Consider the following 12,829-nt stretch of genomic DNA (forward strand, 5'->3'; position numbering starts at 1 on the left):
GGGGGCCGCCGCCGCGCCGCCCGGCCCCGCCAGCGCCTCCCGCAGCTCGGTTTGCAGCGGCTGCCCGGCCAGCCGGCGGCTCTCGGCGATGCGCTGCTCCAGGGCCTGGGCGTGCTGCAAGAGCTGCCCCAGCTTCGCCACGAGGCGGTGCTGCTTGGCTAGGGTTTCAGCCAGAATAGGCCGAAGCCACAGTAACCAAATAGAAGAAGGGCCGTTGGAAATAAATCCAGCGGCCCTTCTTCTGTAGTTTTTGGTGTTACCCCAGCTTCTTATACCGCACCCGCTTCGGCTCCACGTCGCCCAGGCGCTTGCGCTTGGCTTCCTCGTAGTCCGTGAAGTTACCCTCGAACCAGACGACTTCTGAGTCGCCTTCAAAGGCCAGGATGTGGGTGGCCAGCCGGTCGAGGAACCACCGGTCGTGGCTGATGATGACGGCGCAGCCAGCGAAATTCTCCAGCGCATCTTCCAGGGCGCGGATGGCGTTTACGTCCAGGTCGTTGGTGGGCTCATCGAGCAGGAGCAGGTTGGCGCCTTGCTTGAGGGTCATGGCCAGATGGACACGGTTTTTCTCGCCGCCCGAGAGCGTGCCCACCTTCTTCTCCTGGTCGCCGCCGCCGAAGTTGAACTTGCTCACGTAGGCGCGGGAGTTCACGGGGCGGCCGGCCAGCAGCATGGTTTCGGTGCCGCCCGTGATGGTGTCGAACACCGACTTGCTGCCGTCCAGCGAGTCGTGCTGCTGGTCGATGTAGGCCGTCTGCACCGTGGGGCCGACTTCGAACGTGCCCGCGTCGGGCTGCAGCTGGTCGGTTATCATGCGGAAGAGCGTGGTTTTGCCCGCGCCGTTCGGCCCGATGATGCCCACGATGCCGCCCTGCGGCAGCGCGAAGCTCAGGTTCTCAAACAGCAGCTTGTCGCCAAAGGCCTTGGTGATGCCTTCGGCCTCAATTACCTGGGCGCCCAGGCGCGGGCCGTCGGGGATGAATAGCTCCAGCTTCTGCTCCTTGTCCTTGGCTTCCTCGCTGGCCAGCTTGTCGTAGTTGGCCATTCGGGCCTTGCCCTTGGCCTGGCGGGCTTTGGGCGACATCCGCACCCAGTCCAGCTCGCGCTGCAGGGTTTTGGCGCGCTTGCTCTCGGAGTTTTCCTCCTTGGCCATGCGGTCGGTTTTCTGCTCCAGCCAGCTGCTGTAGTTGCCCTTCCATGGAATGCCCGAGCCGCGGTCCAGCTCCAGAATCCAGCCCGCCACGTTGTCGAGGAAGTACCGGTCGTGGGTCACGGCAATCACGGTGCCTTTGTATTGCTGCAAGTGCTGCTCCAGCCAGTACACGCTTTCGGCATCGAGGTGGTTGGTGGGTTCGTCCAGTAGCAGCACGTCGGGCTCCTGCAACAGCAGGCGGCAAAGGGCCACGCGGCGCTTCTCGCCGCCCGAGAGGTTGCCGATAATGGCATCTTCGGGCGGGGTGCGCAGGGCGTCCATGGCGCGCTCCAGCCGGGTGTCGAGGTTCCAGGCGTCGAGCTGGTCCAGGCGTTCCTGCACGGTGCCCTGGCGCTCCAGCAGCTTGTCGAAATCGGCATCCTCGGCCCCGAAGGCTTCGTTGATTTCGTCGTATTCCTTGAGTAGGCGCACGGTTTCGGCGGCGCCTTCTTCCACTACCTCGCGCACGGTTTTGGTGGGGTCGAGCTGGGGCTCCTGCTCCAGGTAGCCCACCGAGTAGCCCGGCGAGAACACCACTTCGCCCTGAAACTGCTTGTCGACGCCCGCAATAATTTTCAGCAAACTCGACTTGCCCGAGCCATTAAGACCCAACACCCCGATTTTAGCGCCGTAGAAAAACGAGAGATAGATGTTCTTGAGAACTTGCTTTTGGGGCGGGTAAATCTTACTCACGCCGGCCATGCTGAAAATGATGGTTTGGTCGCTCATGGGGCTTGCTGGGAATGAAGTAATAAATAGAAAATCGACGGCCGCAGCATTGTTGCGCCGAAGCTGAAGGGCAAAGAACGGCAGGGCTGCGCCGCTAAACCATACCTTGCCACCACTCGTCGGCCATTCATTACCCCGGATATTGTCTTTCTCACCCGCCGTAGCGGTCCATTCGTCTAGAATACATCAATTCGTCACGTTTTTAGTGTAAACTTGTAACCCCTTCCCGCTCCACGTTTCGGTTGCCCGCGCATTCAATACTCCTACCCACGAGCTTAATCTTAGTATGAAACCAATCGACCCCTTGCTGGCCGAAGCCCAGCGCTACGGCTACGTGGAAGCCGACGGGGTGTGGCTGCTCCCCGTGCTGGGCCAGCCCGCCCGCCAGATAGGCCTGGTCAAAGAATCGGACGAGGCCGCGCTGCTTTATTTCGCGCACCGTTTTGAAGACCTGCACGACAAAGTCGAGGATTTGCTCGATAAAATGGAGGCGAGCGACAACAAAGGCTCGTTTCTGATGAAGGCCCTGCACCTCAAAGCGCAGCTGCTGACCTACGAGGGGCTGGGCGATTTCGAGTTCCTGCACCGCCAGCTTACCAGGGTGGAGGAGTCGCTAGCCGTGACCGTGGCCCAGAACCGGGCGAGAAATCTGGCCACCAAGCTCGGATTCATTGCCGAAGCCGAAACCCTGAGCGAAAGCGTGGAGTGGATTTCGGCCAGCGAAAAAGTGAAGGACCTGCGTCAGGGCTGGCTCAAAACCGGGCCCGTGGACAAGGACCAGGCCGAAGCGCTGGAACACCGGTTTCAAATGGCCATTCAGGTGTTTTTCGACCGACGCAAGGCTTTCCAATTGGATAAGAAGGCCATGAGCTCGCACGTGCAGAACCGCTACCGCGACCTGATTCAGCAAGCCGAAAACCTCAAGAATTCCGACCAGTTCGAGACCACCTCGCGCCAGCTCAAGCAGCTGCAGCAGGCGTGGCGCGACATAAACGGCACCCTGCCCAAAAAGCAGGCGTCGGAGCTGTGGACGCGCTTCCGGGCGGCCAACAACCATTTCTTCGAGCGGCTCAAGGTGCACATCGCCGCCCAGCAGGCCGTGGGCGCCCCCGGTGCCCCGGCCTCGGCCGAAGAGCTGCTGGCCCGCAAGCGGGTGCTGGCCGAGCGGGCCGAAGCCCTGATGCAGGTGCCGCCCCAGGAAGCCATTCATCAGGCCAAGGCCCTGCAGGCCGACTGGAAGCAGGTGGGCACCGTGCGCGGCGAAGAATCGGACCGTATCTGGCAGCGCTTTATGGTGGCCTGCGACAAGATTTTTGAGCTGAGCGCCCTGGAATACCACCTGCGCAAGCGCGTGGGCGGCGAGCCCATCACCTCGGCCGCTGAGCGCGCCCGCTTCCGGGCCACCACCCTGCGCGAGCTGCTCAAAGACGACCACCAGGAGCTGGAAGTGCTGCGCGACAACCTCGACAAGCTCAGCCCCAGTGCCGCCAATGACACGTTCCGGCAGATGCTGCAAACAAAAATCCGGTCCTTCGAGCGTAAAATTCGCACCAAAAACGACCTGATTGCCTTATTCAGCCAGCAGGCGCAGGCCGCCGGTTAACCTTGGGCCGGGTTTTGCGTTGTCGCTTTTAACGCGTTTTTCGGCTTGCATTCTGACCGGAAACAGTTACCTTCGCCAACCTTTTTTTATCCTCCTTACTATGTATTGGACACTCGAACTTGCTTCCTACCTGGAAGATGCTCCCTGGCCCGCCACCAAAGACGAATTGATTGACTTTTCCATTCGCTCGGGTGCTCCCATGGAAGTGGTGGAGAACCTGCAAGCCCTGGAAGACGACGGCCAGCCCTACGAAAACATCGAAGAAGTGTGGCCCGACTACCCGACCAAGGAGGACTTCATGTTCAACGAAGACGAGTATTAAAGAAGTGTTGAGGTTTAAGTGTTGAGGGTTGAATGATATAAGCTCAGCTGAAGAGTAATTGGCCATTCAACCCTCAACCCTCGACATTCAAAACTTAGTTGCGGGCTACCCCGGAAGGGTGCTGGTCCGCAACCTTTTTTTGTGCCTGCCCGAACCGGCTTTCGTGGCCGTGGTGGGGCACAATGGCAGCGGCAAAACCACGCTTTTCCGGGTGCTCACGGGGCAATTGGCCTATCAGGGCAGTGCCTGCCTGCTAGGCGAGGAAGTGCGCGGGCTGCGGCGCGCCGCCCAAGCCGGCCTGCTGGGCTACCTGCCGCAGCGCGGCAGCATCGGCTTTGCTATTGCCGTGCGCGAGCTGGTGGTGATGGGCCGCTACCGGCACCACGGCCTGCTGAGTGCCTATTCTGCTACTGATTATGCTTTGGCAGATGCTGCCCTAGCGCGCGTGGGTGTGCCCCACCTGGCCTCGCGGGACTTTACGCAGCTCTCCGGCGGCGAGCAGCAGCTGGTGTGGCTGGCGCAGCTCAGCCTCCAGGATGCTCAGGTGTACCTGCTCGACGAGCCCACCCAGCAGCTCGACGTTTATTACCGCCGCCAGGTGTTCGACCTGGTGCACAACTGGGTGACGGAGCAGCGCAAAACCGTGTTGTGCAGCACCCACGATTTGGACAACCTGCCGGGCCTGAGTGGGTATTTACTTAACCTTTCTGAGCCGCAGCCGCAGTTGCGCGTGCTCTCGCCGGCCACTGTGCAGGCCGCCCGCGAATGCCTGGAGCAAGCGCCGGCCCGGGTAGGGTGAAGAACTAGCGGCGGCCCGGCTTGCCTCGCAGCACCTGCCCGATAGAGCGCATAAACGGCCCTGGCGTCACCGAATTCATGATTTTCAGATTCTCAAGCCAACTCGTTTCCTCGTCCAGAAACCGGAAAATGCGCTGCACTGGATTGCGCTCAAAGAGTTGGCTGAAAATGTCGCGCACCACTTCGCCCCGCCGTTGCATGATATCGAGCAGCAGCGTATCGAAAAGGCCAAACTGCCAACGGTCGCCGGTAGCATCGGCGGGCGGGTGGCCGGTGGCGGCCAGGGCAGCCACCAGGCGCGCCGTGTGCCGCTGCACGCGGGCAAACGTGTAGCCCGTGCTGGGCTTCGAGCGCCCGGCGCGGGTGCCCAGGTGCAGGATGTGAGCACTCAGGCGGTCGGGCAGCGGGTGGTCAGTCATGGGGATGGAGCCACCTTCCTCAGCCACCACGCGGTAGGGCCGCCCGCCCAGGTACTCGGCCAGGTAAATGCGTAATTCAGCTTCGTAGGCAGCTTTTTCCAATACCTGCGCCGAAAAAACGGTGAACTCCACCAGTGCCCGGCGCGGGGTGAAGGGCAGGGAGTATACGAAGCGGGTCTGGCCGTGCTGGGGCACCCGGAAGTCCATAAACTGCACCGTGTCGGGGTCGAACACGTCGTAGTCCGTCTCGATTTCCCAGCCCAGAAAATGCTGTTCGAGGTAGCGATAGCGGGTCGGGTCGCGGGCCAGCTTGGGCAAGCGGCTATCGAAAACGTAGCGGGCCGCTATTTGACGGCCATCGGCCAGCGCAGCCACGGCGCCGTGGCCATCGGCGGCTTCGGCGAGGGTAGTTACGTGGCCCGTCAGCCGCGTGAACTGCTGCGGCCGGGACGCCAGGGCCGCGTCTACGAAAGCGTAAAAATCTCCTGCCCGCACCATTCGGTAGCGGTAAGGAGCCAGCCGCAAGACCTTCTCAAAATCGGGGGCGCGGACTACAAGCTGTTCCCAGCGGTGGCCTTCCACGGCGGCGAAAGGGGTTTCGCCCGCCGCCCAGTAGCGCCAGGTGCGGTCGTCGGCCTTGGCCGCGTCGGGCTCCACGAGCAGCACGCGCTGCCCGGCCAGGCGCGGTTCCTGCGCGATGTGATAGGCTAAACTCAACCCCGAGGCCCCGCCGCCCACGATAAGGTAATCGTATTCCAATGTTTCGGTGGGCATAGCAGGCAGAACAAGCATAAGGTCAACTACAACAGGAAACGGAGCAGAACGGCAAAACTAGCCCCAAAAAAAAGCCGCTCCCGAAGAAGCGGCTTTGGGTGTCCCTGGTTCAGCCAGCGCCACAAATAATCCGTGAAATCCGAAGAATCCGGCTAAATCCGTGATTAGAAGTTCGGCGACAACAGGTACTTGTGGTAAAAGTCGTCGATGATTTTTACGGCCTCGCTGGCGTCGTCCACAATCTGCACCAGGTTCATGTCTTCGGCCGAAATGTTGTTTTCTTCAAGCAGCATCACGTCGTTTACCCACTTAAACAGCCCGTTCCAATAGGCCGAGCCCACCAGCACGATGGGGAAACGGCTGATTTTCTTGGTCTGAATCAGCGTCATGGCCTCAAACAATTCGTCGAGCGTGCCGAAGCCGCCGGGCATGCCCACGAAGGCCTGCGCATACTTAACAAACATCACTTTCCGGACGAAGAAGTAGTCGAAATCGATGCACTTGTCCTGGTCGATATAGATGTTGTGGGATTGCTCGAAAGGCAGCTCAATGTTGAGGCCCACCGACTTGCCGCCTTCGGAGCGGGCGCCCTTGTTGCCGGCCTCCATAATGCCGGGGCCGCCGCCCGTGATAACGCCGTAGCCGTGGCGCACCAGCTTGGCCGCAATTTCCTCGGCCATCTGGTAGTACGGGTTGTCGGGCTTGGTGCGGGCCGAGCCGAAGATGCTGACGCACGGGCCAATTTTGGACATCTTCTCGAAGCCCTCCACAAACTCGGCCATCACCTTAAAAATCTGCCAGCTGTCGGCGATTTTGATTTCATTCCAGTCCTTATCAACCAGGGCCTTGCGCAGGCGCTGCTCGTCTTCCAGGGCCAGGGCGGGGTGGCCGCCGCTCTGCTCCCGCATCTCGCTGATGGACGTCAGCTTATCGTCGTTGACGTTGAGCTGCTTGATGGTTTTGCCGCTGCCAGCATTCAACATGTCGTCCGACACCTTGGTCTTGCTGGTCTTTTCTTTTTTTTCAGTGGACATACGTTCTTCGGGAATTCCTTTAAAAACAAAATCGCCCCGAAATAGGGGCGATTGAAAAGCAGGGCGTCAAAGATAACGAATTAAAGCTGACAAGGAAAGAATGTGGGAAATGTGTTGAATGTGAAAGATGTGGGAAATGCGCCAGTAAAGCATCACAATTCAGAATATCTCCACTATCACATCATCCACATCATCCACATCATCCACATCATCCACATTTCCCATATTCTTCATATTTTCACATCATCCACATTTCCCACATCCTTTTCACACCAACTGCCGAAGCGCCATTTCGAATGAGCGTTGGGCAATGCCGGTGGGGTGCGCATTTTCCTGGTAGGTGCGCTCCAGCGCGGCGCCGATGATGCGCGAGGTATCGGCAAAAATGGCCTGGTCGGTAATCTCGGCTCCGGTTTCCATGAGGTAAGCAAACACGCGCGCCATGCCGCAGTTGGCAATAAAATCGGGCACCACGGCCGCGTGCTGGTCGGCAAACTCGCCGGTAGGGCCGAAGAATATTTCCGGGTCGGCAAAGGGCACGTTGGCCCCGCAGCTTATCACCTTCAGGCCGCCGGCCAGCAGCTGTTCTACCTGGGGGCGCGCTACCAGACGCGAAGACGCGGCCGGAATAAAAATATCCGCGCCCATGGACCATACTTTCTCATTCACTTCATCGAAGGAAAGCAGGTTGTCGGCCGTTAGGGCATTGCCCTGGCGGTTCAACAGCAGCGTCCGGATTTCTTCCAGGCCGAAGCCGTCGGGGTTCAGCAGCCCGCCGGCCCGGTCAATAATGCCCACGATGCGCACGCCCTGCCCGGCGAGGTAGTAAGCCGCCGCCGCGCCCACATTGCCCCAGCCCTGAATGATGGCGCGCTGCCCGCGCAGGTCGGTTTGGGGCCACAGGCGGTAGTAGTGGCGCACGGCCTCGGCCACGCCGTAGCCGGTGATGAGGTCGGCCACGGTGTATTTACGAGCCAGATTGGGCGAAAAGGCGGCGTCCTCGACCACTTTTATTACGCCCTGCCGAAGCTGCCCGAGTTTCTGGATTTTTTGAGGTTCGGTGGCGTGGTAATGCCCGGTTACAACGCCCTCCTGTGGGTGCCAGAGGCCGTATTCTTCGGTGATGGGAATCACCTCGTGTATCTCGTCAATGTTGAGGTCGCCACCGGTGCCGTAGTAGTTTTTCAGCAGCGGAAACACCGCGCGGTACCAGCGTTCCAGCACGCCCCGCTTGCGCGGGTCCTGGGGGTCGAAGTTGATGCCCGACTTAGCGCCTCCAATGGCCGGGCCCGATACCGTGAACTTCACTTCCATCGTTTTGGCCAGGCTTTCCACTTCACGCTTATCCAGGCCCTTGCGCATGCGGGTGCCGCCCCCGGCCGCGCCGCCACGTAAGGAGTTGATTACAACCCAACCTTCGGCGTCCGTTTCGGAATCTTTCCATTCGAAGACGATTTCAGGTCGTTTGTTTTCAAATTTGGTTAGCAGGTCGAGCATTGGGTGGGAATAGGGGTATTGGAGACAAGAAGTAGCGCCCCAAAGGTACGGTAGCGAGTTCTTGGACTTCCGAAACCCAATATTGCATTTGACGTAGAAGCAGAAATTTCAAATACTAATTATTTTTTTCCTGCCAAAACATCAGCACCTTTTACTGTTTCACACCACCAGCAGGAACTACCCACGTAAAACAGATGTATTGCGGTTGTTCTACTCTTTTAGATTGTACGGCTTGGCCTAATCATTTTCCTCTTTTCTAATCCATTTCCATTTTACTTTTTATCGACTCATGAAACCATTGCATTCGCGTGTAGATGCGCAACAGTTGGACCGTGCCGCGGCTATGCTCAAGGTTCTCTCCCATCCCAAGCGGTTGGCTATTGTTGACTTACTAGGCAAAACCAAAGGCAAAGACAGCCAAATGTCCGTAACCGACATTTACCAGGCGCTCGATTTGCCCCAAGCCATTGCTTCACAGCATCTCATCACCCTAAAGGACCGGGGCGTACTGAAATCCAGTAAGATTGGCACCAAAATTTACTACTCGCTGGCCGTGCCTCAGCTGCTCAAGGTGATTGACACCCTCGAAGATTATTCGGGCAAGCTTTAATCGAACCGATTAACGCTAACGATTACAAAAAAAAAGCTGTTTCCCACGCGGGAAACAGCTTTTTTTATGCCTGCCGGGCAGTGCTAAACGTGCGGTGCAGTGCTTCCACCTGGGGCAGCAGCGGCCGCTCGTCGTCGTTGATAAGCACGTAGTCGGCCCGCTGCATTTTCTCCTCTTCGCTCAGCTGCTTGGCCATAATTGCCCGCACGTCGGTGGGGGAGCGGTGCGGGTCGCGTCGCAGCACCCGCGCCTGACGCACATCCAGCGGCGCAAACACGGTGATGATGCGGTCGAGCTGCTTGTAGGAGCCGGCTTCGAAGAGCAGGGCGGCTTCTTTGAGCACGTAGGGTTGTTCCGCCACCTGTTGGGCCAGGGCCCAACGTTCAAAATCGGTGCCCACGTGCGGGTGCACCAAGCTATTGAGCTGGGCCAGTAGCACAGGGTTATCGAACACCGTGCTCGCCAGTACGGGCCGATTGAGCCGCCCCGCGGCATCGTAGGTATCGGGGCCGAAGGCGGCCGTGAGCTGCTGGCGTAGCAGTGCGTCGTTTTCCATCACCCAGCGGGCCCGCGTATCCGCGTCGTAAATGGGCACACCCAAGGCGTGAAACAAGCGGCTTACGATGCTCTTGCCCGAACCGATTCCGCCGGTGATGCCGATGCGTAGCATGGTACTAATAGTTAGGTTCGGAAAAGCGCCGTCTACGGCCGGGCGCCAGGCTGGGCGGGCGGCTTCGGGCTTGCCAGCGCATTTGTACCGAGGGCACCGAAGCGCGCACGCGGGAGGGCGTCTCCACGGTTACCTGGACTTCCGTTTCTTCGTCCTGTCGGGCCAGGGCCTTGGGCACCACGATGTAAGGGTCGGGCAGGGCATTCACCAAGCTGGCCGGGCCACTGAACGTAACGGCCGCCGGCGTGAAGCGCGCCCTAAAAAGCCGGGCCGAATCGCGGGGGAGGGCCAGGTAAAGCTGTCGAGTCGCAAAGCGGTCGAAGGTGAGCCGCAAGGTGTCGCCGGCCCATTCGGTTACCTGAACGTCTTCAAGAGCCGTTTGCAGGCCGCGGCGCCAAACATCGGCGGGAAGGTAGCGGGTGCCGGGCAGGGGCACCGGGCGCAGTACGGCCGGCTGCGTGCCCCAGCCCATGTTGGCCCGCAGCAGGCGCCAGCCCTGGCCGGTCACCGTTACCGGCAGGGCGTCGGGCAGGGGGCGTAAGGGCACGTAGCGGGCCGAGTCGTAGCGCCACGCCAGCGGATAATCCAGGCGGGTGGTGTACGTTTTGTTCAGGGCATTCATCTGCCAGAAAAAGACGGCCGCCAGGAGGCACGCCGTCACAGCCCGGTAGAAACTGGGCTCCTGGCCAGCAAAGGGGCGCACAAACCAGCCCGCCAGCTGGCCTGCCCTGCTCAGTGGCCCGTCCATGACTTAGGTGGTGGCTATGGCTTCGGCACTCGCATTGGTCTTGGTGCCCACCTCGCGGGCAATGGCCGAGCGGTCGAAACGCAGCTTGGTACCACGGTCCACTTCTACTACCACCGTGTCTTCGGTGAGGTCAATTACGAGGCCGTGCAGGCCGCCAATGGTGACGATGCGGGAGCCTTTGGCCAACGACTGGCGGAAAGCTTTGGCATCGGAGGCCCGCTTTTGCTGGGGCCGAATCATGAAGAAATACACCACCAGACCGATGGCTATCGGGAAGACTAGCTGCATGTAGTCCATGCCGCCGGAAGCTTGTAAAAGTAGGGTCAAAAACATGGTGTTTGGGGTGTGAGCTTAAAGCGCACTGGCTGCCGTTGGGCCGTCAGTCAGGATGTTGCCTTTGATGAGAATGGTAGTGATGTTGGGTTGGGTATTGGCCCGCACCGCAATTTGCTTGCTGACGATGCCCTGCTTGCCACGGCTGTCGAACTGCACTTCCATGGTGCCCTGCGCGCCCGGCAATACGGGCGCCTTGGTCCAGCTGGGCGTGGTGCAACCGCACGACACAACAGCGTCCTGAATCAGCAGTGGCGACTTGCCAGTGTTGGTGAAGGTGAAGGTGTGGCGCACCTTGCTGTCGGCCTTGATATCGCCAAAGTCGAATTCGGTTTCAGTGAATTTCATCACTGGTGCGTTGGGGTTGGGTGCTTCGTCTTCGCTCACCACATTGGGGTTGTCCACAGTGGGGTTGGCAGCAGCATCGGTGGCGGCGGCATTCATGCCTGCGCTACCTACTTCCGTGGTTTTGTCGGAGTTGCAGGCACTAAGGAGCAGCGCCGCAGCAAGGAAAATCTGGTATTTCATACGGGTAAAACACGCCGGAACGCGTTTAGCTAAGAGGCTGGGGAGGAACTAGGTTTCCTGGGCAACAAGCGGGTGTGGGAGAGAGTGCCCGCCGCCGTTCCTTTTCAAAAAGAGTACGGCCCCGCTTCAGCGCCGAACTAGAGCTTGGCAATAATGTTTTGGGCAAACTGGCTGGTGCTGGCCTGGCCGCCCAGGTCGCCGGTGCACTCTTGCTTATGCAGCAGTGTTGCTTCCAACGCTTTTTCAATCTGGTCGGCCTTGGCGTGCTCGCCAAGGTAATGCAGCATCATCAGGGCCGAGCGGAGCAGGGCGGTGGGGTTGGCCTTGCCCTGGCCGGCAATGTCGGGCGCCGAGCCGTGCACGGCTTCAAATACGGCCATGTCATCGCCAATATTAGCGCCGGCCACCACGCCGAGGCCACCTACCAGGCCCGCGCACAAGTCCGATAGGATGTCGCCAAACAGGTTGGTCGTCACCACCACATCAAACTGCTCGGGCTTGTTCACGAGCTGCATGCACATGTTATCGATGATTTTATCCTCGTACACAATCTGCGGAAACTCGGCGGCGGCTTCTTTGCAGGCGTCGAGCATCAGCGTGCCGGCCATTTTTAGGATGTTGGCTTTGTGGGCCAGAGTCACCTTTTTGCGGCCGTGCTTGGCGGCGTAAGCAAACGCGGCGCGGCAGATTTGGCGCGAGCCTTCCTTCGTGATGCGGTTGAAGGAGTCGGCAATGCCCAGCCGCTCGTCGTACACTTCCAGGCCCGAGTACAGTCCCTCGGTATTCTCGCGAAACAGCACCAGGTCGATGCCCTCGTAGCGGGTTTTGATACCGGCCGTGGTCTTGCTGGGGCGTACGTTCTGATAGAGGTTGTACTTCTGGCGCAGCGTCACGTTGATGCTGCGGAAGCCCTTGCCAACCGGGGTAGTAATCGGGCCTTTCAGCGCCACCTTATTCTTTTCCAAGGACTTGAGCAGCGCGCCAGGAATCAACTCGCCCGACTGGTCGAATGTGGTCTGGCCGGCGTTCTGCTCCTCCCACTGCACGGGCACTTGCGCCGCGGTAAAAATATCAGTTACGGCTTTGGTGATTTCGGGGCCAATGCCGTCGCCGGGAATAAGGGTTACTAAGTGCATCTGAAAGTGGATAGTGAAACGGTAAAATAGTGAGGTAGCGAAGAAGCAAGTGCAGTTGTAGTAGCGCTAGCTGCGCGGCTTAACCACCAACTCACCATTTCGCCACCTCGCTATTTCACCTATACGCCCTTGCGGGAATTAATTTGATTGATAAGCTGGTCAACGTCGCCCAGCAGCTGCTCGGCTTTGGATTTGGCGTCGGAAATCACGCGCTGGCCTTCGGCTTTGGCCGAGGACTGGCCGGCAGTGTCGCGGCTGGTCACGAGGCTATCGGTGAGGTCAGCCAGCACAGAGCGGTATCGCTCGAGCTGGTAGCTGAGCCAGGAGCGGGTTTCGGTGCCGGTTTCGGGGGCGTAAAGCAAGCCAAGGGTTGCGCCGGTGAGGGCGCCGCCCGCGAAGCACAAGATGCCGGTAAGGGTTTTATTGGCCATGGTCG

At 59.6% G+C, this 12,829-nt stretch carries 14 protein-coding genes; 4 read left to right on the forward strand and 10 right to left on the reverse strand.

Annotated features, from left to right (window positions below; translation table 11 throughout):
* Positions 1-256 precede the first annotated feature (256 nt).
* Positions 257-1,921, reverse strand: a complete 1,665-nt coding sequence (gene ettA / locus GM79_RS06755) for an energy-dependent translational throttle protein EttA (RefSeq protein WP_035561214.1) — start codon at positions 1,919-1,921, stop codon at positions 257-259.
* Between the two features lie 286 nt (positions 1,922-2,207).
* Between ettA and GM79_RS06760 the strand changes: the two genes are divergently transcribed.
* From GM79_RS06760 to GM79_RS06770, 3 genes are all read left to right on the forward strand, one after another.
* Positions 2,208-3,524: a DUF349 domain-containing protein gene (locus GM79_RS06760; RefSeq protein WP_035561217.1), complete on the forward strand. Its 1,317-nt coding sequence runs from the start codon at positions 2,208-2,210 to the stop codon at positions 3,522-3,524.
* 100 nt (positions 3,525-3,624) lie between these two features.
* Positions 3,625-3,846 (forward strand): DUF2795 domain-containing protein, encoded by a 222-nt coding sequence (locus tag GM79_RS06765; RefSeq protein ID WP_035561220.1) that lies wholly within the window; start codon positions 3,625-3,627, stop codon positions 3,844-3,846.
* Between the two features lie 139 nt (positions 3,847-3,985).
* Complete coding sequence (locus GM79_RS06770) at positions 3,986-4,645, forward strand: ABC transporter ATP-binding protein (protein ID WP_081867603.1); 660 nt, start codon at positions 3,986-3,988, stop codon at positions 4,643-4,645.
* 4 nt (positions 4,646-4,649) lie between these two features.
* On the opposite strand, the gene GM79_RS06775 is transcribed toward GM79_RS06770, so the two are convergent.
* The 3 genes from GM79_RS06775 to GM79_RS06785 all read right to left on the reverse strand — a co-directional run bounded on the left by GM79_RS06775 (position 4,650) and on the right by GM79_RS06785 (position 8,368).
* On the reverse strand, positions 4,650-5,855 hold the full coding sequence (locus GM79_RS06775; protein ID WP_081867599.1) for an FAD-dependent oxidoreductase: 1,206 nt from the start codon (positions 5,853-5,855) through the stop codon (positions 4,650-4,652).
* Between the two features lie 146 nt (positions 5,856-6,001).
* Positions 6,002-6,745: a TIGR00730 family Rossman fold protein gene (locus GM79_RS06780; RefSeq protein WP_051718610.1), complete on the reverse strand. Its 744-nt coding sequence runs from the start codon at positions 6,743-6,745 to the stop codon at positions 6,002-6,004.
* Between the two features lie 393 nt (positions 6,746-7,138).
* On the reverse strand, positions 7,139-8,368 hold the full coding sequence (locus GM79_RS06785) for a Glu/Leu/Phe/Val dehydrogenase dimerization domain-containing protein (protein ID WP_035561226.1): 1,230 nt from the start codon (positions 8,366-8,368) through the stop codon (positions 7,139-7,141).
* A gap of 289 nt (positions 8,369-8,657) precedes the next feature.
* On the opposite strand from GM79_RS06785, the gene GM79_RS06790 reads away from it, so the two are divergent.
* Positions 8,658-8,978, forward strand: coding sequence for an ArsR/SmtB family transcription factor (locus GM79_RS06790; protein WP_035561229.1), 321 nt, complete (start codon positions 8,658-8,660; stop codon positions 8,976-8,978).
* A gap of 64 nt (positions 8,979-9,042) precedes the next feature.
* Here GM79_RS06790 and coaE read toward each other — a convergent pair whose 3' ends face one another.
* From coaE to GM79_RS06820, 6 genes are all read right to left on the reverse strand, one after another.
* Positions 9,043-9,648 (reverse strand): dephospho-CoA kinase, encoded by a 606-nt coding sequence (gene coaE / locus GM79_RS06795; protein WP_035561232.1) that lies wholly within the window; start codon positions 9,646-9,648, stop codon positions 9,043-9,045.
* 4 nt (positions 9,649-9,652) lie between these two features.
* On the reverse strand, positions 9,653-10,396 hold the full coding sequence (locus GM79_RS06800; RefSeq protein ID WP_035561234.1) for a hypothetical protein: 744 nt from the start codon (positions 10,394-10,396) through the stop codon (positions 9,653-9,655).
* Positions 10,397-10,399: 3 nt separating this feature from the next.
* Complete coding sequence (yajC, locus tag GM79_RS06805; RefSeq protein ID WP_035561237.1) at positions 10,400-10,729, reverse strand: preprotein translocase subunit YajC; 330 nt, start codon at positions 10,727-10,729, stop codon at positions 10,400-10,402.
* A gap of 18 nt (positions 10,730-10,747) precedes the next feature.
* Complete coding sequence (locus GM79_RS06810; RefSeq protein WP_035561239.1) at positions 10,748-11,257, reverse strand: DUF1573 domain-containing protein; 510 nt, start codon at positions 11,255-11,257, stop codon at positions 10,748-10,750.
* Between the two features lie 137 nt (positions 11,258-11,394).
* Positions 11,395-12,393 carry an isocitrate/isopropylmalate dehydrogenase family protein gene (locus GM79_RS06815; RefSeq protein ID WP_035561243.1) on the reverse strand — a complete coding sequence of 333 codons (999 nt, stop codon included), beginning with the start codon at positions 12,391-12,393 and terminating at the stop codon, positions 11,395-11,397.
* A gap of 119 nt (positions 12,394-12,512) precedes the next feature.
* Complete coding sequence (locus GM79_RS06820; protein ID WP_035561246.1) at positions 12,513-12,824, reverse strand: YtxH domain-containing protein; 312 nt, start codon at positions 12,822-12,824, stop codon at positions 12,513-12,515.
* Positions 12,825-12,829: the final 5 nt, after the last annotated feature.

The organism is Hymenobacter sp. IS2118 (assembly GCF_000715495.1).
Lineage (GTDB): Bacteria > Bacteroidota > Bacteroidia > Cytophagales > Hymenobacteraceae > Hymenobacter.

Coding starts and splice junctions, on each gene's coding strand:
- GM79_RS06775 (WP_081867599.1), bottom strand. CDS start 5,855: ATGCTTGTTCTGCCTGCTATGCCCACCGAAACATTGGAATACGATTAC.
- GM79_RS06810 (WP_035561239.1), bottom strand. CDS start 11,257: ATGAAATACCAGATTTTCCTTGCTGCGGCGCTGCTCCTTAGTGCCTGC.
- coaE (WP_035561232.1), bottom strand. CDS start 9,648: ATGCTACGCATCGGCATCACCGGCGGAATCGGTTCGGGCAAGAGCATC.
- GM79_RS06820 (WP_035561246.1), bottom strand. CDS start 12,824: ATGGCCAATAAAACCCTTACCGGCATCTTGTGCTTCGCGGGCGGCGCC.
- GM79_RS06765 (WP_035561220.1), top strand. CDS start 3,625: ATGTATTGGACACTCGAACTTGCTTCCTACCTGGAAGATGCTCCCTGG.
- ettA (WP_035561214.1), bottom strand. CDS start 1,921: ATGAGCGACCAAACCATCATTTTCAGCATGGCCGGCGTGAGTAAGATT.
- GM79_RS06780 (WP_051718610.1), bottom strand. CDS start 6,745: ATGCGGGAGCAGAGCGGCGGCCACCCCGCCCTGGCCCTGGAAGACGAG.
- GM79_RS06785 (WP_035561226.1), bottom strand. CDS start 8,368: ATGCTCGACCTGCTAACCAAATTTGAAAACAAACGACCTGAAATCGTC.
- yajC (WP_035561237.1), bottom strand. CDS start 10,729: ATGTTTTTGACCCTACTTTTACAAGCTTCCGGCGGCATGGACTACATG.
- GM79_RS06790 (WP_035561229.1), top strand. CDS start 8,658: ATGAAACCATTGCATTCGCGTGTAGATGCGCAACAGTTGGACCGTGCC.
- GM79_RS06800 (WP_035561234.1), bottom strand. CDS start 10,396: ATGGACGGGCCACTGAGCAGGGCAGGCCAGCTGGCGGGCTGGTTTGTG.
- GM79_RS06760 (WP_035561217.1), top strand. CDS start 2,208: ATGAAACCAATCGACCCCTTGCTGGCCGAAGCCCAGCGCTACGGCTAC.
- GM79_RS06815 (WP_035561243.1), bottom strand. CDS start 12,393: ATGCACTTAGTAACCCTTATTCCCGGCGACGGCATTGGCCCCGAAATC.